We start from the raw sequence: 20,634 nt of genomic DNA on the forward strand, positions 1-20,634 counted from the left end.
AAATGAAAACAAGACAGCTCCTTAATTTGTTACACTAGTTTTAAGATAAAAAGGTTATAAGGGAGGACCACGTATGTCAGAGAGATTTAAAGCATTACTTGTAAATAAAGAAAACGAAGAATTTTCAGTTGGTGTGAAGGAATTAACCTTTCAAGATTTACCAGAAGGAGAGGTATTAATTCGTGTTCACTATTCTGGAATAAACTATAAAGATAGCTTTGCTGCTAATCCTAATGGCAATATTGTCAAAGATTATCCGTTTGTACCTGGTATTGATTTAGCAGGCGTTGTTGTTTCATCTGATGATCCACAGTTTAAAGAGGGAGACAAGGTGATTGCGACTAGCTATGAGATCGGTGTTTCCCATTATGGAGGATACAGTGAGTATGCACGTATTCCATCCGAATGGATTGTTCCACTTCCAGAAGGTCTTTCATTAAAAGAAGCAATGATTATTGGGACTGCTGGTTTTACTGCAGCATTATCTGTTCAACTTTTAGAAGAAAATAATCTATCACCTGAAAAAGGAAAGGTGCTAGTCACAGGGGCGACTGGTGGAGTGGGTAGTTTTGCTGTATCCATTCTTGCTTCTCTCGGTTATCAGGTGGAAGCTAGTACAGGTAAAGAATCAGAGCATAATTATTTGCGTAGACTCGGAGCGGATACCATTATTTCTCGTGAAGAAGTATATGATGGGAAACTCAGAGCATTAGGAAAACAAAAATGGGTCGCAGCCGTTGATCCTGTAGGTGGTGAACCTCTTGCCTATGTCCTAAGCCAAATTCAATACGGGGGTTCGGTTGCGGTTAGCGGGTTAACAGCTGGGACAAAACTGCCATCTACTGTTTTTCCATTTATCTTGAGAGGTGTTAATTTGCTTGGGATTGACTCTGTGTATTGTCCGATGGATACAAGAGTAAAAACATGGCAACGTCTAGCGACAGATATAAAACCTTTTAATTTGGAGGAGTTTGTTTCACGCGAAATTACTTTAGAACAGCTTTCTGAGTTTCTTCCTGCATTATTAAAAGGGAAACAAAGAGGAAGAATGATTGTTAAAATTATTTAAATAAATAGTGATATAAACAGGGTCGGATATCACAGAATCGCTTTGGATATGCTTTTATCCACTGTTTTTTTACTTTTCTAACACATCATAAGTTTTCTTTTCGATGTTTGGCTTGATCCGCGCCAAAGAATGAATACACATCCTTCATCAATGATACTTTTATTACCATAACCATATTTCTAAATGCTGGATCGATTAAATTTTAGTAAGAAAGGAGCGCGGGGAATAATGAATGAAAATAAATGTATTTTAGGTGTAGTTACACCACCTTGGTATACAGAATAAAAAGGATTCGGAAATCGGGCAAGATACTGTCAGAAGTGCGTTTTTGAGATGTGTAGGATTACAGTTTTACACATTCTTTTACAAAGGTTGTTAAAAAAATTGTTTATTGATTGTTACAAAGGGTAGACTGTAAACGTAAAAAACTAATACCTGACAAGGAGTGAAAGAATTATGAAAGATTTATATTCTTCTAGAATCAAAGGCATGCCTTCTATTTTGGAAAGAAAAGATCCAATAATTCACAACTCAACAGCAGAGGATGGTCCTTTACAACAAAAGGAATTAGATTTTTACGAGAAAAATGGTTATCTATTTAAACAGAACTTTTTTTCTAAGGAAGAGGTAAAGGTATTACAGCAAGAGTTAAAACGTAATATGAATGACAATCAGTCTTCTGATGAACCTTACGTCGTTAGAGAAACTGGTGGCGACGAAATACGTTCAGTATTTGATGTGCATAACAACGATGAATTTTTCCACAATTTATCGTCCTATGAACGTATTGTTGAGATTGCACAACATTTGCTAGGAAGTCAGGTTTACATAAACCAATCACGGATTAATTTTAAACCTGGCTTTAAAGGAAAAGGCTTTTATTGGCATTCTGATTTTGAAACCTGGCATATGGAAGATGGAATGCCTAATATGCGTGCTGTTAGTTGCAGTATTATTTTAACGGACAACTATTCTTACAACGGTCCACTATTATTAATTCCTGGTTCCCATCGTTACTTTGTACAGTGTGTTGGGGAAACACCTGAAAATCATTTTGAACAGTCCTTGAAAATGCAAAATATCGGTGTACCAGATCATGATAGTATTAACTGGTTATTAGAAAAAGGCGGAAGAATAGACAGCGCTACAGGACCGGCTGGGTCAGTATTATTCTTTGAATCTAATACCATGCATGGTTCTAATAGTAATATTTCGCCACTGCCACGTAGTAATGTATTTTTTGTCTTTAACAGTATTGAAAATAAATTGGTGGAACCATTCGCGGATGTTTCTGCAAGACCAGAGTTTGTTGCAAATCGTACAAATATTAAACCGATCGAACCGAAACATTTTAATCTTAATAGGAGAAAAGTGTATTTACATCAATAAATTAAGAGCCCCGCTAAAAAGAGTTGTTTAGTGGGGCTTTAATTTATTATAGAAATCTTTTATTATTCGAAAAGTGTTCTATTATCTGCTTGTCCGGGAGAGTCAATCTCATCTTCATCGTAAGAGGAAAAATACTTTATCATGGTCTTCTTTGAAAAAAATACTAGTAGTTAGTCTTTTTGGAGTCCATAGAAAACCCGCCGTGGATTGGTTAGTTGTTTGGCAATATCCGTTTTTAAAATAGACAAAGTACAGTTGCCGATCTTTACATATTAATGGGTATTTCAATTTTCGGATACATATAAATAGTAGCTGTACGTAATGCCTATACTGAAAAAGATGTTTCGGCGTGATATTCACTTAATTGTGCAATTTCCTCTCGGATAGCATTGTTTTTTTGTTCTAATTGATCGAACTGTTCATTCAATTGATTATACTAATCAGCGAAATATTCAAGTAATTGTCGATATGATTAAATCGCTTATCAATTAATTGGAATCGATGTTCCCTTTCATCAAGTCGTTCATTCGCTTTGATTTTTCTTCTCTAGTTTAATGTAGCCAATTAATGCTCATAAATTCTAGTTGAATGTAAAACATAATAATAAAGGGAGATATGTAAAGAGACAATAAGTAACCGAAAACCAATGAAAGATAGTGAAAACGAGCCATGATGGTGAAGATATTCCAAGGAAAGGATATAAATAAAATGGTAAATAAGAATAAAATACTTGTTCCAGAAGCTCGAGAGGGATTGGATCAATTAAAAGCAAAAATTGCTAATACAAATGATCCTCAAAAGGCAAAATACGAAGTAGCAGCAGAACAACAAGTATCACTTAACAAAGGGTATAATGGGAATATTAAAGCTAAAGATGCCGGAAAAATAGGTGGGCATATAGGCGGTAATATGGTCCAGGAATTAGTCAAGATGGGGCAACAACAGCTTCATCAAAATCGTAACGATTCAAAATAAATAACGAAGTAATGAAAGGGTCAGTTTTAGGATTAGTTGTGCCAAACTGGCCCTTAACTTACATATGCATAGTCTAAATCAACGTTAGAAGGTATCAGCTTTTAGCCTTTTTAATAAATTGCAGAAGAGGAAGCTTAATAAAAGCATGTTATTTATACCTTAAGTGTAATAGTAATATTAATATGTTAAGAAAGGATAACCTAGCAACAGGAAGAAAGTCGATTAAGGACTGAAGAATAAGTCTAAGGCTCTGCTGTGGCGACAGTTTTCTTTATAAAAAACTAATTAGGGAGAGTTCTCACCTATCAATGTCATTATAATGAATGAGAATCGTCTCTTTGCCTCACACTAAATCCATCTTTAATCATAAGTTGGTGTGATACGATGATACTTAGGTTCGGTTACGTCTCAATGGCGCTTTCGCTTTGGGAAGCGTCTCCTTCTCGAACGTTAACGTTTACGAATTGGAAGAAGTTAAATAAAGAGGATAGAAAAGAAAAACTTTATTATCTTACGAAACAAAATTTAAGAAACACAATTCGTATTCTTCATTACAACATTGCACATGGTATAGACGTCTATCGAATGTCATCCTCACTTGTACCACTAGCTACACATCCAGAGGTAAGATGGGATTTTATAACTCCTTTTACTTCACTCTTTAAAGAGATTGGAGTACTAGTACAAAAACATAAGCTACGCGTCAGCTTCCATCCGAATCAATTCACCTTGTTCACTAGTCCGCAGAACCATGTTACAGAAAATGCAATTGTTGCTATGACTTATCATTATGACATGTTGAAAGCGATGGGAATAGAAAGACAAGCAACGATGAACATCCATGTCGGTGGTGCTTATGGTAACAAAGAAGAGGCGATTGATCGATTTAACAAAAATTTTGTGAAGCTTGATAAGGATATTCGCATGCAAACGACTCTAGAAAACGATGATAAGACATATACTGCAGAAGAAACGTTACAAGTTTGTGAGAAAAACGGTGTCCCTTTTGTTTTTGATTATCATCACCATTGGGCAAACCCCGGAGAGGGAGCATGGGAGGAGTTACTCCCGAGAATTTTTGCTACTTGGGAAGGAACAGGTAATCCTCCTAAATTTCACTTATCCTCTCCTAAATCGAAAAAATTGATACGAGCACATGCTGATTATGTGGATATTGATTTTGCGAAAGACTTTATAAAAGCCTTAAAGGCATATGGAAAATCAGTGGATATCATGATTGAGGCGAAAGCGAAGGATAGGGCAGCATTAAAGCTCGTAGAAGAGTTAGGTAAATGGCGTGGTTTTAAGCGAATAAATGGAGGAGCGATAGAGGTATAGAATTAGTCGTTCCTAGAAAGGTAAAAGGAATAATAATTACATTAAGTGCCATTATTAAAGAAAAAAGGGTGAGAGTAGTGGGAGCAATTGAACGAAACGGATATAGGTTTGAACCAGAATATAGTGTGATTAATCAAAATGGTGCTATCCATGTTTATGAACAAGGTGATTTTAGAGAAGAACTGAAATTCATCTTTTCTGGAAAATATCCTGAAGCTAGCCAAATAGAAGAAATCGTTGAAACCTATTGCCAGCAACACAATATATAGGAGAAGAGTTTATCTGGCTTAACAAGAAAGTCAATGAGGAAAATGTTAAAGTAATGAAGTGAATTAGGGACTACCTCAGTGATTTAGGTGTCCCTAATAAAAATTTTATGATGATTTCTTTCCTAAAGGATCAAATGCTTGTCTCTTGAAATGAGCAGACTACACATAATTTTTGATGTGCTAAAGCTATTATCGATCGAGGTGGAGTGCTTCAAATTCTTTCGACTTATCTTATGGGTCCACCGATTGGAATTGAGTAAACGAAGGTGAATCATTTCCAAATTGAAAATCACAAAAGATGGAATGTGATTTGTTTTCATTGGATAGGATTATTAACTATGTCCTGCCAATTCTGCAATCTCTTTATAAATAGTTGAATAAATTTCATCAATTACCGCAAAATCAACGGCATCGATATATATTTTTTCTAATTTATCATGTAATAATTTGGCTTCCTGCAAATAAGTGATGCCATCTTTCATTTTTTGCTTATAGCTTTTCGTATAATAGGTAATGTCTGATTTATACTTTTCATCCGTACCAGGTGTGATCGTTTGCTTGTATAAGTCGACAATTTCATCCCCTTGACGCTTAGGGAAATATTCATGTGGATCGGTACTATCAAATATACAGACGCCTAGTTCGCGGATGACAACCATATCTATACTTTCCGGGTCAAATCCACAGTGATACATTTCAACATCAAAGCCACTTTCTTCAGCAGCAGCGGCAACTTTTTTTAGTAGTGTTGATTTACCAGTACCAGCACGCCCTTTAATAAAGTAACGCTTCGTCAACTCCTCGGTAATAGACGGAATAAAATCAACGACACCCTTTGGGGTAGATGCACCGAAAAAGCGATGTCGGACGACAGCATTTCCGTGAGTACTTGTTTTATTGAGCAAAATCTTTTGAATTAGTTCTTCAGTAACTTGATTTGCTTTGTTAAGATCCATTTCATTAATGTATATATCCTCTAAGTAATCGTGTATGTGAAGCCCTTCTGCAAAACAGTCATACGCCGAATGAAATGCCTCACTTATTTTGGTCTGCAACTCATTGATCTCATCTTGACTTTCTTTTAGCTTGGTTTTATCCCAAGCAACTCCAAGGTTGACATATTTTTCAATTGCCCCAGGGGTTTTTGGCTCTAAAATATGTGGAGCAGTTGCATCAAAAATTCCAAATTGAAGTGCTGGAATAATAAGCCCGTCTAATGAATCATTGTCTGATGAACAATGAATCCGCTCGATACGATAACCCTGCTGTACCCAGGAATCTGCCAGCTTTTTCAACATCGTGGATTTTCCTGTACCAGGACCACCTTTTAATAAAAGTATATGCTCTAACTCTTGCATATTCGATTCGAACAGGTTGTAGAATCCCTTTGCTGTGTTTCCACCAGCATAGTAGTTAATCACTTTTCTTGACAAAATCACCACCCCTTTGTATAAAATACTTACACATTAGCCTATGCAATCGTGAGACTATTTGACACTATCGAAGGTGAGAGAAGTGAACTAGTACAGAAGTTAGGTGAGCTAATAATTATAAAAGTATTATTTGCGCGAAGTAGAAGATTAGAAATCTATTCTGATAAAGGCACGGGCTTATTATGAACAAGTCTTAGTTATTACAGTGTTTTTAAATTTGTCTGTTTGGAAAAAAGGGGATCAACGTGCACCCATAAATCATTGCTTAGTTTATATGTATTAGGTCAATGGCAGTTATGTTTTGGAAACGCTTTATATATGAAAATTTAGTCGAATTACTGATAGAATATGGTCCGAAGCGAAAACTCTTATAACCCTGATCAACTTTTTGTTAGATTAATTATAGTGATTGTTAGAATTCCAATTATCCATGTTGTTATTTAATAAAAATAAATTGAGTAGTAAGAAGGTACCTCCTCCCAAAAAGTTAGATTTTTCACTTTATCTTTCGGGAGGAGGTACCTTTTCAAATTACACAGTTTCTTTTTAAATAATCATCATTTACCTCGGGTAAAACGTAATGATTACTATTTACAAAGAAAGGCAGGAGAGTTATAATATCCACAAAACGTAATCATTATGAATTGTCTGTATTTTTTGTCTACCATTATTGTTATTCAACGGTGGGAGTACAGGAAGTAAAGGCAAGAAGGGGATGAAAAACTGGTGTATAAATGGATTATTATTGGTGGTGGGATTCATGGATGCACAATTGCGGTTCATTTATTAAAAAGTGGGAAGGTAGAACCCAATGAACTATTAATTGTTGATCGTTATGAAAAACCTCTACACAAGTGGTCAATGATCACAAGTAAGATAGGAATGGATTTTCTTCGCTCTCCATCTGTTCACCATATTGATCAAGACCCATTCAGTTTGCAGAATTATGCTAAAGATATGGGAGGGATAAACTCCTTTCTTGGAAGATATAAAAGACCACGATTAGATTTCTTTAATGACCACTGTTATGAATTATTAGATTCAATATCTATCCAGAATATGTGGTATCAAGCAGAAGTGCATGATATTCGCTCGTTTAATGGCAATTGGCGTATATATACAAATCAACATAACTTCTTTGAAACGAATTATGTGGTATTAGCATTGGGTGTAAATGAACAGCCTGCATTCCCTGACTGGGCTCTCCCACTGAGAGAAAAAGAACCTGACAAGGTAAAACATATTTTTGAGGAAGAGGCAGAAGTAAAGCAAGAAGTTGGCGATGTTTGTATTATAGGTGGTGGAATCTCAGCAGCACATTTAGCAACAAAATTATGTGCCATAACAAATGGAAAAGTCACATTAGTAAAGCGACATCCTTTTAGAATTCATGATTTTGACAGTGATCCGGGTTGGTTAGGACCTAAGCGTTTAGCCAAATACAACAAAGTATCAAATTTTACTAAACGTCGATCCATTATTAATAAGGCTCGACTCCGGGGATCAATTCCACGAAATATGTTTTTAAAATTAAAGAAATGCCAAGCTGATCATCGATTAGAGGTTATTGATGATGAAGTCAAAACTGCTTCTTATTATGACGGTGAAATTCGTTTATCTTTTGCAAAATATGACTCACGAAAGTTCTCTTGTATTTGGTTAGCTACAGGTTCGCAAGCTAGGATTCCGGAAAAACAATTAATGGATAAATTGATTGTAAATGAAAATTTACCATGTGCTTCGTGTGGATTTCCGATAGTAAATAAGCAATTAGAATGGAAAAAAGGCTTGTATGTTTCTGGTGCATTGGCAGAATTGGAGGTTGGCCCAGTTGCACATAATATTTCTGGGGCTAGGAAGGCGGCCGTTAAATTAGCGGGGTTAGCTTAAATGTGAGATTGGAAAATCAAAACGATAAAGTGAAGAGCAACAGAACTAGCAGTGCCCTTGTGTAATAGGGCGAAGAATTTTATGTAACACTATTAAACTTTAATGGGTGTTTAAATCAAGCTAATACCAACATTAATGATACCAAATACTAAACTTGAAACAAAAAAGACAGGATGATAAAATTCCTGTTTTTTCTGTTTTTACTTTCTTCTTCATTGTAAACCTCCAGCGTAAATGAATGTAAATTAATTCTCTAGCACGGATAAATGGGTTAGGCTAGATATAGATCGTTTTTTGCAAGTATGTGACTATAGGAGAGTATTGTAGGTCTGTTTAATTGTGTAAAACCTTTATTCTTTCGACGTTATATAACATTTATATTTACCCATAAAGAATGTATGTTCTTATGTAATGTGCTATACTGAATAAGGATAATGTTCTTTTAGGGTAAGGTCGGCTATTCCCTTGATGAAAGGGGGTAGTCTTGCGAGTATGTATGAGAGTTTTATGGTACTGTTTCGATTCGGTACCTTCTTGATTGCACTGCTCGCATTGATCGTTTCTTTGATCAATAGAAAATAGACCTCCCTATTTGCCCAACAAGTAACTAGGAGAGGTCTATCAACATCCCTCTGGGGGAACCGCTTATCTATAACCCGTAGTGATCGCTACGGGTTATTTAGTATATGCATTGCTCGTTTTTATTGTAACATAATCTGTGAGAATTTGTGAATTGTGTTGTGTAAAAGAGTTTCATATAGATTTATATCAAAAATTTTTTAAATAAAGGATGTTACGATGCCAACTTACAATAAGCTAGTACGTGATAAAATACCAGAAATTTTAGAGAAGAATAACTTAGCATATCGTTTGAAACATTTAGATAAAGACCAATTCCATACAGCAATACAGGAAAAATTTCAAGAAGAGTGGACGGAGTATCAACAGGCAGTGAATAATGAGGAAGCTGTTGAGGAGTTAGCTGATTTATTGGAAGTGATCTTCGCTATGACAGAAATACATGGAAGAACGAAAGAGGAATTATTAGCTGTAAGACAAAGGAAGTTTATAGATAGAGGTGGATTTTATCAAAAGTGTTATTTGCTTGAAGTAGAAGATAAGTAATAATCCGCACTGTGGGTTATTTAGATTTAGCAAAATTTATAAGTTAGATGGAAATAAATATTGACTATAAAATAATATAATATTATGATGGTATTAGTTAAGCGCTTTCTCTAAAGAGAAGTATAGGACATTTTATGACAATTTTTTAAAAGGTAATCATTAAAAGTTAAGCGTTTTCTTCATGTGAGTTGTCGTTTATTTTCTAAAAAGGAGTACACGTTATGGCAGATATGACAATTGGAATTATAGGAGCAGGAAGGATCGGACAGTTACATGCTGAACATATTTTAAGTACGCCTTCCATAGAGTTAAAAGGAATTTGTGATATTAATACTGGTCATTTAAAAGGAACGTTTATTGAAAAGAATGTTTCGATCATTACAAAAGATCCTTCTATTCTAATAGAAGACGAAGAAATTGATGCAATCTTTATTTGTTCCTCCACTGACACGCATTGTTATTATATTGAAAAGTGTGCACTGGCAGGAAAACACATATTTTGTGAGAAACCAATCAGTTTCAGTTTGGAAGAAACAAAAGCTGCTCTTAGAATAGTAGAAGAAGCAGGAGTGAAATTGCAAATTGGTTTTAACAGAAGGTTTGATACGCATTTTAGAAAAATATATCAAACAATACAAGATGGAAAAATTGGAAAAACACATATCATTAAAATTACATCACGTGATCCTGAACCACCAAATGAAGAGTATATCAAGTCATCAGGTGGTATGTTCTTTGATATGACTATCCATGATTTTGATATGATTAGATATTTATCATCAAGTGAAGTGAAGATGGTATCCGTAGCTACTGCTAATCTAGTCGATCCATGTTTTGAAAAATATGATGATGTAGATACGGCAATAATTACATTAACTTTTGAAGACGGCACATTAGCAACTATTGATAACAGCAGGCAAGCGGTATATGGATATGACCAACGAATCGAAGTTTTCGGGGAAAAGGGATTGGTTATGGCTGAAAATGAAAGGACTTCAAATATCCAGATAGCAACAAAAGAATCCGTTACACTTGATCATCCTAAGTATTTTTTTCTAGATAGGTACAAAGCTGCTTTTCAAAAGGAGATTCAAGAGTTTGCACAAGCAATTATCAATCATGAACCGCTGACATGTACTGGTGAAGACGGACTTCAAGCCCAAAAACTAGCAATTGCAACAAAAAAAGCATGGAAAGAGAAGCGTTCTGTTTCACTAAATGAAATTTAAAAAGGAGGAATTCATCCATGTCGTCATTGTTACAAAAACCACATCAGAGAGATATTGAGGGGAATGTAATTAAGGTCGATCCCGAATCAGCAGGCTGGAAATACGTAGGTTTTGAAGTGTATCAGCTTGGCAAAGGGGAGAAGCTTAGCAAAAAAACAAATAATAATGAAGTTTGTATTGTTATTTTAAGTGGAAAGGCTAATATTCAAACCAATGACAGAAGTTTCTTCGATATTGGTCAAAGGATGAGTGTATTTGAGAAAATTCCACCTTTTTCCGTATACGTACCTAATCAAAATCAATATGCAATCGAAGCAATAACAAATTTGGAAATTGCTATTTGTTTAGCTCCAGGGAAATCCAGTTATCAAACTAGGTTAATAGAACCGAAGGATGTAGGTCAAGAAGACAGGGGTTCAGGTAAAATGAGTAGAAAAATTCACAATATTTTGCCTGAACAAAAAGAAGCCGACAGTTTATTAGTTGTAGAAGTATTCACACCTGATGGTAACACGTCAAGTTATCCTCCACATAAACATGATCAGGATAATTTGCCAGAGGAATCTTATTTAGAAGAAACCTATTATCATAAGGTAAATCCGCAACAAGGGTTTGTATTTCAACGCGTTTATAATGATGAAAGAAGCTTGAATGAAACAATGAGTGTAGAGAATGGCGATGTAGTACTTGTTCCGGAAGGGTATCATCCAGTGTCTTGTGTACCCGGTTATGAGTCTTATTATTTAAATGTAATGGCAGGACCTGTGAGAACATGGAAGTTTCATAACGATAAGGATCATGAGTGGTTATTTTGATGCTTTTTAGTTAAGCGCTTTATTTTAGAGGAGGCTAAATATGTATAATTTAGATTTTAAGTCGGACCGTTCCATGGATTTAGTAGGTATAGGTAGACTCTGTATCGATTTAAATGCTGATCAATTTAATCGTCCGATGGAAGAAACAACTTCTTTTACAAAATATGTAGGTGGATCACCAGCCAATATAGCAATCGGAGCAGCGAGACTTGGGTTGAGAAGCGGATTTATTGGCAAAGTTTCGGATGATCAAATGGGGCGTTTTATTCAGCAATATTTACAGAAAAACAATATAGATGTGAATGGAGTTTCCGTCGATGATACAGGGGCAGTGACAGGTTTGGCATTTACGGAAATTAAAAGTCCAGAGAATTGTAGTATTTTAATGTATCGAGATAATGTTGCTGATTTAAAGCTAGATACAACGAATGTATCGGAAGATTATATCCAACAATCTAAAGCTTTATTAATATCAGGCACCGCATTGGCTGCAAGTCCATCTAGAGAAGCTGTTTTTCTTGCTTTGGATTACGCTAAAAAGCATGGAGTGATCGTCTTTTTTGACTTAGACTACCGGGCATATAGCTGGAATAATGATAAGGAAACGGCGGTATATTATAATCTCGTAGCCGAAAAATGCGACGTTATCATAGGTACTAGAGAAGAGTTTGATATGATGGAGCAATTTGAGAATTTTAGCCAAGATGATCATAAAACAGCAAATAAATGGTTTGATTATTCAGCAGAAATCGTCGTGATTAAACATGGTTCTGAGGGATCTATTGCCTATACTAAAGAAGGGCAGACAGAGCGAAGTGGGATATTCAAAACGAAAGTATTAAAAACATTTGGAGCAGGAGATGCCTATGCTTCATCGTTTATATACGGTTTAATGAACGGTTGGGATTTGGATCAGGGGATGCAATTTGGCAGCGCTTCCGCATCTATTGTTATTTCGAAACACAGCTGTTCAGATGCGATGCCGACAGTAGAAGAAATTAATCAATTTTTAAAGTCGGCCTCGATAAGTGAGAAGGAATGAAAGTAGGTGCATTATGCTAGTCACTTTAAACGATTTTTTACAGCAAGCCTTAACTAATAAGTGTGCCATTCCTGCATTTAATGTGTTTGGTTATGAAGATGCGAAAGCAGTTATTGATGCAGCCGAAGAAATGCAATCACCGGTTATTTTAGCAACTAATAAAGTAGCCATTCACTACATGCCGATAGATGTGATTGGTGGGATGCTTGTTCAAATGGCAACGAAAGCAAGAGTACCAGTAGTTGTGCATCTTGATCATGGACAGGATTATGAGACTGTAGCACAAGCGATAGCAGCAGGGTATAGCTCCGTTATGTATGATGGTTCTGCTTTACCTTTTGAGGAGAATGCGAAAAATACGAAAGACGTTGTAAAACTAGGCCATGCTTTCGGTGTTTCTGTGGAAGGTGAGATTGGATCTGTTGGTTATAGTGATTCAACGACTGGAAGTACTGGTTCTTTAACCGATCCGCATGAGGCAAAAGCATTTGCTGAAGAAACAAATGTTGATGCGTTAGCGGTAGCTGTTGGTACAACGCATAGGATGGAGACACAATCAGCTACCATTGAATATCACTTAATTGAGAGTATTCAAAAGTACGTTTCTGTACCACTAGTAATGCATGGCTCAACAGGTTTACCAGATAAAGATTTACAACAAATTGCAGAAATGAACTTTTGTAAAGTAAATATTGGTACAGCCATTCGTATGCGTTTTGGCAATAGTCTACGAAAGGAAATTCATGAGAAACCGAACGTGTTTGATAGGTTGGAGTTATTTAGAATACCGATGCATGAAGTAAAGCAGGAAGCCATCCACAAAATCAATTTGTTGCAGACAAACCAATTATGCTAGAAAGAAGATCGCAATTAGGGAGGAGATCTATATGACAAATGCACAAATACCCAGACTTCAGAACTTTATCGGTGGAAAATGGGTAGATATTCAAAGTGAACAAGAAGAAGTTGTTTATAATCCTGCTACTGGAGAGCAAGTGGCGAGGGTGCCACTGTCTACAAAGGAAGATTTGGATCGGGCTGTTGAAGCTGCTCAAGAGGCATTTGAATCATGGAAGGAAGTTCCCGTTCCAAAGAGAGCGCGGATCCTTTTTAAGTATCAACAATTATTAGTCGAACACTGGGACGAATTAGCGGAGATTATTACCAAAGAAAATGGTAAAAATTTAAAAGAAGCACACGGTGAGATGCTTCGTGCCATTGAGTGTGTTGAATTTGCATCGGGTGCGCCGACTTTGATGATGGGTTCTCAGTTGCCTTCTATTGCTACAGGATTAGAATCTGGTGTATACCGTTATCCAATTGGAGTCGTTGGTGGAATTACACCATTTAATTTTCCGGGCATGGTGCCATGCTGGATGTTCCCGTTAGCGATTGTAGCAGGTAATACTTTCATATTAAAACCATCAGAGAAAACGCCGCTTTTAGCAAATCGATTGGCCGAATTATTTGAAGAAGCAGGCTTGCCAAAAGGAGTGCTAAACGTGGTGCACGGTGCGCATGATGTTGTAAATGGTCTATTAGATCACCAAGATGTCAAAGCCATTTCTTTTGTTGGCTCACAGCCTGTTGCAGAATATGTGTATAAACGAGGGACAGAAAATCTTAAACGGGTTCAAGCATTGGCAGGAGCTAAAAACCATTCGATTGTTTTACAAGATGCAAATCTAGAAAACGCGGCAACACAAATCTTGAATGCTTCCTTTGGCTCTGCAGGTGAGCGGTGTATGGCATGTTCAGTTGTAGCAGTCGAAGAGGATATTGCAGATGATTTTATTGATTTAATGGTACAAAAAGCAAATGAAATAAATATCGGAAATGGTCTGGATGAGAATGTCTTTCTAGGACCAGTCATTCGTGAAGACCACAAAAAGAGAACGCTACAATATATAGAAACAGCGATAAACGAAGGAGCTCAATTAATTCGTGATGGAAGAAATGATCAGAAAAATCAAGATAAAGGTTACTATGTAGGACCGACTATTTTTGATCAAGTAACAAGTCAAATGAAGATATGGCAAGATGAAATTTTTGCTCCGGTATTGTCGATCGCTAGAGTGAAGAACCTTGACGAAGCTATTGACTTAACCAATCGTTCTAGATTTGCAAATGGAGCATGTTTATTTACCAATAATGGTGGGAGTGTCCGTACTTTCCGCGAAAAAATTGATGCTGGCATGCTAGGAATAAATATTGGAGTACCAGCACCGATGGCATTCTTTCCATTCTCGGGTTGGAAGGATTCCTTTTATGGAGATCTCCATGCAAATGGAAAAGATGGCTTAGAATTTTACACGAGAAAGAAAGTTGTGACAGCCCGTTGGGTATAAGAAGAAAGGTTGTTAGATATGACATCTCAATATCTAACAACCTTTTAATCAAATAGATTGAGGTGATTTTATGAAACTTACAACTGCACAAGCTCTAGTAAAATTTCTTAATCAACAATATATCGAAGTAGACGGTCAAGAAAATAAATTATTCAAGGGTATTTTTACTATTTTTGGCCATGGGAACGTATTAGGTATAGGTCAGGCGTTGGAAGAGGAAAGTGGGGATTTAGAGGTATATCAAGGACGGAATGAACAAGGAATGGCGCATGCTGCCGCTGCATTTGCCAAACAAAAGCTTCATCAACAATTAATTGCCTGTACATCATCTGTAGGTCCTGGATCAGCCAATATGGTAACAGCTGCAGCCACAGCTACAGCTAACAATATACCACTCTTATTAATTCCGGGAGATACGTTTGCCACGCGCCAACCAGATCCTGTTTTACAACAAATAGAGCAAGCGCATGACCCGACGATATCAACGAACGATGCATTTAAGCCTGTAAGTAAATATTGGGATAGAATAACAAGACCAGAGCAAATAATGACTGCTCTAATTAATGCGATGAGAGTGTTAACGAGACAAGCGGAGACAGGTGCTGTTACACTAGCTATTCCACAGGATGTTCAGACTGAGGCATATGATTACCCTGACTATTTTTTTAAAAAAAGGGTACATCGATTTCACAAAAGGAAACCAGATGATTACGAATTAAATCAAGTGGTGAGCTTGATCAAAGAAAAACAACGACCACTCATTATTTGTGGTGGAGGTGTTCGTTACAGTGAGGCAGGTAATGTACTAGCATCGTTCTGTGAAACATATAATATTCCTTTTGGAGAAACCCAAGCGGGTAAGAGTGCAGTAGTAAGTGATCATCCACTAAACCTTGGCGGGATTGGAGTAACAGGAAACTTCGCCGCGAATCGTATAGCTAATCAAGCTGATTTGATCATCGGTATTGGAACGAGATTTACCGATTTCACCACATCATCTAAACAATTGTTCCAACATAAGGATGTCGATTTTGTTTCTATTAATAATTCAGACTATCATGCTTCAAAATTAGATGCACACAAGCTTGTTGCAGACGCAAAAATTGCATTAGAACAGTTGAATCAGCAATTGTTGCAACATGATTACCATACGTCTTACAAAGACGAAATAACTCATATTAAAAAAGAATGGCAGGAAGAAGTTAGACGCTTATATAACGTAAACAATCAATCATCCGATTTCACCCCAGAAATTGAAGGGCATTTAGATGAACAATTAGAAGAATATCAAAAGGTGTTACAAGCTTCTTTAACACAAACGCAAGCTATCGGCGTGATTAATCAACACATTACAGATGATTCTATTATTGTAGGTTCATCAGGAAGCCTCCCAGGTGACCTGCAGAGAATGTGGATCAATCGTAGACCTAATACCTATCACTTAGAATATGGCTATTCCTGTATGGGATATGAAATTTCAGGTTCACTAGGTGTTAAGCTGGCTTCACCTCAACAAGAAGTTTACGCAATGGTCGGGGATGGCAGTTATTTAATGCTACATTCAGAGTTGATTACTAGTATTCAAGAAGGCCAGAAGATTAACGTACTGTTATTTGATAATGCAGGATTTGGTTGCATTAATAACTTACAAATGGATCATGGAATGGGCAGTTTTGGTACAGAATTTCGCAAGCGTGATCAACAGACACGTCAACTTACAGGCGATATTTTACCTATATCCTACGCAGAAAGTGCTGCAGCTTATGGCGTGACAACTTATACTGCTACTACACCTGAAGAATTAATTGCAGCAATAGAGGATGCCAAAAAACAATCAGTATCCACCTTAATTGATATCAAAGTATTACCTAAAACGATGACACATGGTTACGATGCTTGGTGGAACGTTGGTATAGCGGAAGTAGCAAAGAATTCAGCTATTCAGCAATCAGCCAAAGCAAGAAAAGAGAAGTTAGCATCAGCTAGAAAATATTAAATAAGGAGTGAGACTATGTTTGATAAAAATGCTATCCAATTAGGGATTGCGCCAATTGGTTGGACAAATGATGATATGCCTGAACTAGGTGGCGATATTACATTTGAACAATGTGTTAGTGAAATGGCTTTGGCAGGTTTTACGGGTACAGAAGTCGGTAATAAATACCCAAAAGATGTAGATAAACTAAAGAATTCACTTCAACTAAGAGGTCTAAGTATCGCAAGTGCATGGTTTAGTGCTTACTTAACTACGAAGCCATATGAAGAAACGCAAGAAGCATTTGTTAAGCATCGAGATTTCTTATATGCAATGGGGTCAAAGGTGATTGTGGTATCTGAGCAAGGAAAAAGTATTCAAGGAGAAATGGATACACCGTTATTTGAAAACAAACCAATATTCTCAGAACAAGAATGGCATGTTTTAGCTGACGGACTAAATAAACTTGGAGAATTAGCGAAAGAAAAAGATATGAAGTTGGTGTTTCATCATCATATGGGAACTGGTGTGCAGACATCTGAAGAAATCGACCGATTAATGGACATGACCGAGGAAGATTTTGTGTATTTATTATTTGATACAGGGCATCTTTATTTTTCTGGGGATGATCCGCTTTATATTTTAAATAAATACCTACATCGTATTAAACATGTTCACTTAAAAGATGTTCGGAATGATGTAGCTGAACTTGTAAAAAGAGAGAAGTTAAGTTTTCTGCAAGCAGTTAAGGAAGGTGTGTTTACCGTTCCAGGAGATGGCTCCTATGATTTTAAACCGGTCTTTGAAATGCTCTCTCAGTCAACCTATAAAGGTTGGTTATTAGTGGAGGCGGAACAGAATCCAGAAAAGGCAAATCCATTAGAATATGCATTAATTGCGCGAAAATATTTGCGAGAAGAAGCCGGTATTTAACGCATACTATTTCATTTTTTAATAAAAGATAAAATCTAGTTTGAACAAATTATTACAATGTTATTTTATCAATGAAATATGATAAGATAGTATTGTAATTTTCTTTGTAAAGGTTATCATAAGTCTTATGGTTAATGGAAGTTGGTGATAAAGTGAAGGTTACAATTTATGATGTGGCAGAAAAAGCTGGTGTTTCAATAGCTACAGTATCAAAAGTGATTAATAATACTGGGAATATGCGAGATACAACAAGACAAAAGGTCATGAAAGTAATGGAGGAATTAAATTATTTTCCTAGTGTTATGGCTTCTGCTTTAACTGGAAAGAAAACGCAGACACTTGGTTTATTGGTTCCGGATATATCTAATCCTTTCTTTTCTGAAATGGCTAGAACGATTGAAGACAGAGCCCATGAGAGAGGCTTGAGTGTGATTATGTGTAGTACAGATGAAGATGAAGAAAAGGAAAAAAAGTATTTGGAATTATTACGTAGGAAACAAGTAGATGGCTTCATTATTGCTTCATCTTTTCATGAGAAAAAGTTATTAGAAGATATAAAAAATACGAGGATACCGCTAGTGATGTTAACACAAGATGCAGGTTCTTTAGGTGTGACCTCAGTTTCTGTAGATGATTTTACTGGTGGTTTTGAGGCTACTTCTCATTTGTTGTCTTTGGGTCATCAAAATATAGTAATAATCGCTGAACAAAGGTTAAGTAGTAAAATGAGAATTTATGGATTTAGAGAAGCATATGAAACGAATGGATATAAATATCAGGAAGACATGGTAATACAGACAACAGCCTCTATTGAAAATGGAAAGAAGAGTTTGGAAGAAATTCTAAAGAAAAAAGAAAGACCTTCTGCTATATTTGCATGTAACGATTTAATAGCAATTGGCGTTATTCAAGGCGCAAGAGAACATGGTATTAATATCCCTGTGGATATGTCCGTTGTTGGATTTGATAATACTATTTTGGCTACGACGACAGTCCCTTCTCTTACTACTGTTGCTCAACCTATTAATGAAATGGGGAAAAAAGTAGTTGATGTTATTGTTAGCAATATTAATAATGAGGAACCAAATGCTGAGCGAATATTGTTTAAACCAAAACTGATGGTAAGGAACACTTCAGGGGTTTGTAATAATTTTACCAAGGCATGATATAGGTGGTAAATTTATTATTTTCCAAAAATTAAACGCTTAACTAAAATATAGCAAAAAAGAAAGGGCAGTGTGGAATTCCGCACTGTTCTTTCTTTTTGCTAGTATCAAGATCTTGTGTGTTGATGTATGAAATAAGCCGACATTATAAGACGTTATAATAAATATTTTAAAAATTCAAATAAAAGACTTGTTTTTAAATAGATTAGTTGATAGAATACAAAGTGAGAAAGCGCTTAACTAGATTGTCTAGTAAGAAAGGAAGAGATATTTTTTTAATAGAAAAAAGGAAAGCCCTTACAATTCGTGTGGAATTATTTAAAAAGGAGAGGTTAAGTGTGAAGAAGACATTTTTATTACTCTTTGTATTACTATCAACTATATTAGTGGCATGTTCAGGTAATAATAGTGAATCTAATGGAGAATCAGGGTCTGAATCTAACGGAGAAAAAATGCAGTTTTATGTATCTGGTGACACTGTAGAAGGTTCTGCTTTAACTAAAATGTCAGAGAAATATACAGAAGAGACTGGTGTAGAGATTGAGGTTGTGGATGTTCCTTATGATGATATGGTTACCAAAATAACTAATATGATGCGGGCAGAAGAACCACCAGCATTGGCTCGTGTTACAGGTTTTAATCCAGCTTGGAACGGAAAGTTAATGGATTTAACGGAGGTTGCTGAACAAAATAATGTGATGGTTGATATGGGAATTACGGTTGAAGATAAATTAGTAGCCCCACCATTAGATCTTACGGCAGTTGGTATGTTTATTAATAAATCTTTGTTTGAAGAAGCTGGTGTTTCTTATCCAGAAAGTGAAGAAGAAGTGTGGACATGGGAAGAATTTCTAAATTCAATAAGTACAGTAGTGGAAGAAACAGATGCACAATACGGGATGGTAATGGATAACTCAGAACATAGATTAAATGCATTTTTATATCAGCATGGAAGTAAGGGTTTCTATCCAGATGGTGATGAATATACGACAAACGAAGAAACAGAAGATGCACTTCAACGATTTATAGATATGAATGATAATACGATTATGCCAAAAGCAGTGTGGACAGCAGGGGAAGATGCTTCATCCATGTTTAAGAGTGGTAGAGTTGCTGCTTACATGTCAGGTTCTTGGCAAATAACAGATTTCGCTTCAAATATTGAAGATTTTGAATGGGAAGCAGTGTATATGCCGTACGAAGATGTAAGGGCTACCAATCTTGGCGGGAACTACTTAGTAGGATTTGAGGGGTCCGGTCAAGAAGAACAAGCGAGAGAATTTATTGATTGGTTATATCAAAAAGAAAACTACGAAGAGTTGGCGACATACGGTGGTTACTTACCGGTAACGGAAGATGCAGAGGTTGAATATGAATTAGCTCAAGAGGCATATCAACTTTATCAAGACGAGATTGCTGCTTCAGATCCAATTGCAAGTCAACAGCGTAATGAATTAGTTGTAAAACAATTAATATCCCAAAGAAGTCTCGGTAGTTCCTTAGCCGATGAAATGATCACTACTTTAAATGATGAGCAAAGTTTAGACGAAGCAATTGAAAATGTCAAAGTAGAAATGACCGAAGCTTATATAGATTAATATATAGTAGTAGCGGCCATTTAATATGGTCGCTATTCAT

At 36.2% G+C, this 20,634-nt stretch carries 18 protein-coding genes and 1 pseudogene; 18 read left to right on the forward strand and 1 reads right to left on the reverse strand.

The window, feature by feature from the left end; genetic code table 11:
- The first annotated feature begins 73 nt into the window (after positions 1–73).
- The 5 genes from GI584_RS06000 (at position 74) to GI584_RS06020 (ending at position 5,040) form a co-directional block, all read left to right on the forward strand.
- Positions 74–1,069 carry an NADPH:quinone oxidoreductase family protein gene (locus tag GI584_RS06000; protein WP_153790607.1) on the forward strand — a complete coding sequence of 332 codons (996 nt, stop codon included), beginning with the start codon at positions 74–76 and terminating at the stop codon, positions 1,067–1,069.
- Between the two features lie 456 nt (positions 1,070–1,525).
- Positions 1,526–2,458, forward strand: a complete 933-nt coding sequence (gene thpD / locus GI584_RS06005; protein ID WP_153790608.1) for an ectoine hydroxylase — start codon at positions 1,526–1,528, stop codon at positions 2,456–2,458.
- 708 nt (positions 2,459–3,166) lie between these two features.
- Positions 3,167–3,433 carry an alpha/beta-type small acid-soluble spore protein gene (locus GI584_RS06010; protein ID WP_153790609.1) on the forward strand — a complete coding sequence of 89 codons (267 nt, stop codon included), beginning with the start codon at positions 3,167–3,169 and terminating at the stop codon, positions 3,431–3,433.
- Between the two features lie 384 nt (positions 3,434–3,817).
- Positions 3,818–4,771: a UV DNA damage repair endonuclease UvsE gene (gene uvsE, locus GI584_RS06015; protein ID WP_153790610.1), complete on the forward strand. Its 954-nt coding sequence runs from the start codon at positions 3,818–3,820 to the stop codon at positions 4,769–4,771.
- Positions 4,772–4,848: 77 nt separating this feature from the next.
- The gene (locus GI584_RS06020) at positions 4,849–5,040 is read left to right on the forward strand and encodes a YbxH family protein (protein WP_153790611.1); all 192 of its coding nucleotides are present in this window, start codon (positions 4,849–4,851) and stop codon (positions 5,038–5,040) included.
- 332 nt (positions 5,041–5,372) lie between these two features.
- Here the strand turns inward: GI584_RS06020 and GI584_RS06025 are convergent, their stop codons facing one another.
- Complete coding sequence (locus GI584_RS06025; RefSeq protein WP_153790612.1) at positions 5,373–6,473, reverse strand: PRK06851 family protein; 1,101 nt, start codon at positions 6,471–6,473, stop codon at positions 5,373–5,375.
- A 199-nt stretch (positions 6,474–6,672) separates the two neighbouring features.
- On the opposite strand from GI584_RS06025, the pseudogene GI584_RS24380 reads away from it, so the two are divergent.
- The 13 genes and pseudogenes from GI584_RS24380 to GI584_RS06085 all read left to right on the forward strand — a co-directional run.
- Positions 6,673–6,872: pseudogene (locus GI584_RS24380) on the forward strand (phosphorothioated DNA-binding restriction endonuclease); the annotation flags it as partial.
- 327 nt (positions 6,873–7,199) lie between these two features.
- Positions 7,200–8,363, forward strand: coding sequence for an FAD/NAD(P)-binding protein (locus GI584_RS06030; RefSeq protein ID WP_194842133.1), 1,164 nt, complete (start codon positions 7,200–7,202; stop codon positions 8,361–8,363).
- A 492-nt stretch (positions 8,364–8,855) separates the two neighbouring features.
- Entirely contained in the window at positions 8,856–8,945 is a 90-nt protein-coding gene (locus GI584_RS06035) for a putative holin-like toxin (protein ID WP_267902840.1), read from the forward strand.
- Positions 8,946–9,161: 216 nt separating this feature from the next.
- Entirely contained in the window at positions 9,162–9,488 is a 327-nt protein-coding gene (locus GI584_RS06040) for a nucleoside triphosphate pyrophosphohydrolase (protein ID WP_100361543.1), read from the forward strand.
- Between the two features lie 221 nt (positions 9,489–9,709).
- Positions 9,710–10,717 (forward strand): inositol 2-dehydrogenase, encoded by a 1,008-nt coding sequence (gene iolG, locus GI584_RS06045; protein ID WP_153790615.1) that lies wholly within the window; start codon positions 9,710–9,712, stop codon positions 10,715–10,717.
- 17 nt (positions 10,718–10,734) lie between these two features.
- Entirely contained in the window at positions 10,735–11,532 is a 798-nt protein-coding gene (iolB, locus tag GI584_RS06050) for a 5-deoxy-glucuronate isomerase (protein ID WP_153790616.1), read from the forward strand.
- Positions 11,533–11,572: 40 nt separating this feature from the next.
- A complete protein-coding gene (gene iolC, locus GI584_RS06055; RefSeq protein WP_153790617.1) occupies positions 11,573–12,574 on the forward strand; it encodes a 5-dehydro-2-deoxygluconokinase in 1,002 nt (333 codons plus the stop codon).
- A gap of 13 nt (positions 12,575–12,587) precedes the next feature.
- Positions 12,588–13,430, forward strand: coding sequence for a class II fructose-bisphosphate aldolase (locus tag GI584_RS06060; RefSeq protein ID WP_153790618.1), 843 nt, complete (start codon positions 12,588–12,590; stop codon positions 13,428–13,430).
- Between the two features lie 31 nt (positions 13,431–13,461).
- On the forward strand, positions 13,462–14,922 hold the full coding sequence (locus tag GI584_RS06065) for a CoA-acylating methylmalonate-semialdehyde dehydrogenase (RefSeq protein ID WP_153790619.1): 1,461 nt from the start codon (positions 13,462–13,464) through the stop codon (positions 14,920–14,922).
- 70 nt (positions 14,923–14,992) lie between these two features.
- Positions 14,993–16,918: a 3D-(3,5/4)-trihydroxycyclohexane-1,2-dione acylhydrolase (decyclizing) gene (gene iolD / locus GI584_RS06070; RefSeq protein ID WP_153790620.1), complete on the forward strand. Its 1,926-nt coding sequence runs from the start codon at positions 14,993–14,995 to the stop codon at positions 16,916–16,918.
- 15 nt (positions 16,919–16,933) lie between these two features.
- Positions 16,934–17,830 (forward strand): myo-inosose-2 dehydratase, encoded by an 897-nt coding sequence (iolE, locus tag GI584_RS06075; RefSeq protein WP_153790621.1) that lies wholly within the window; start codon positions 16,934–16,936, stop codon positions 17,828–17,830.
- A gap of 152 nt (positions 17,831–17,982) precedes the next feature.
- A complete protein-coding gene (locus GI584_RS06080) occupies positions 17,983–18,996 on the forward strand; it encodes a LacI family DNA-binding transcriptional regulator (RefSeq protein ID WP_153792931.1) in 1,014 nt (337 codons plus the stop codon).
- 338 nt (positions 18,997–19,334) lie between these two features.
- The gene (locus GI584_RS06085) at positions 19,335–20,594 is read left to right on the forward strand and encodes an ABC transporter substrate-binding protein (RefSeq protein WP_153790622.1); all 1,260 of its coding nucleotides are present in this window, start codon (positions 19,335–19,337) and stop codon (positions 20,592–20,594) included.
- The last annotated feature ends 40 nt before the right edge of the window (positions 20,595–20,634 follow it).

This window comes from Gracilibacillus salitolerans, from assembly GCF_009650095.1.
In the GTDB taxonomy this organism is placed as follows: Bacteria; Bacillota; Bacilli; order Bacillales; family Amphibacillaceae; genus Gracilibacillus; species Gracilibacillus salitolerans.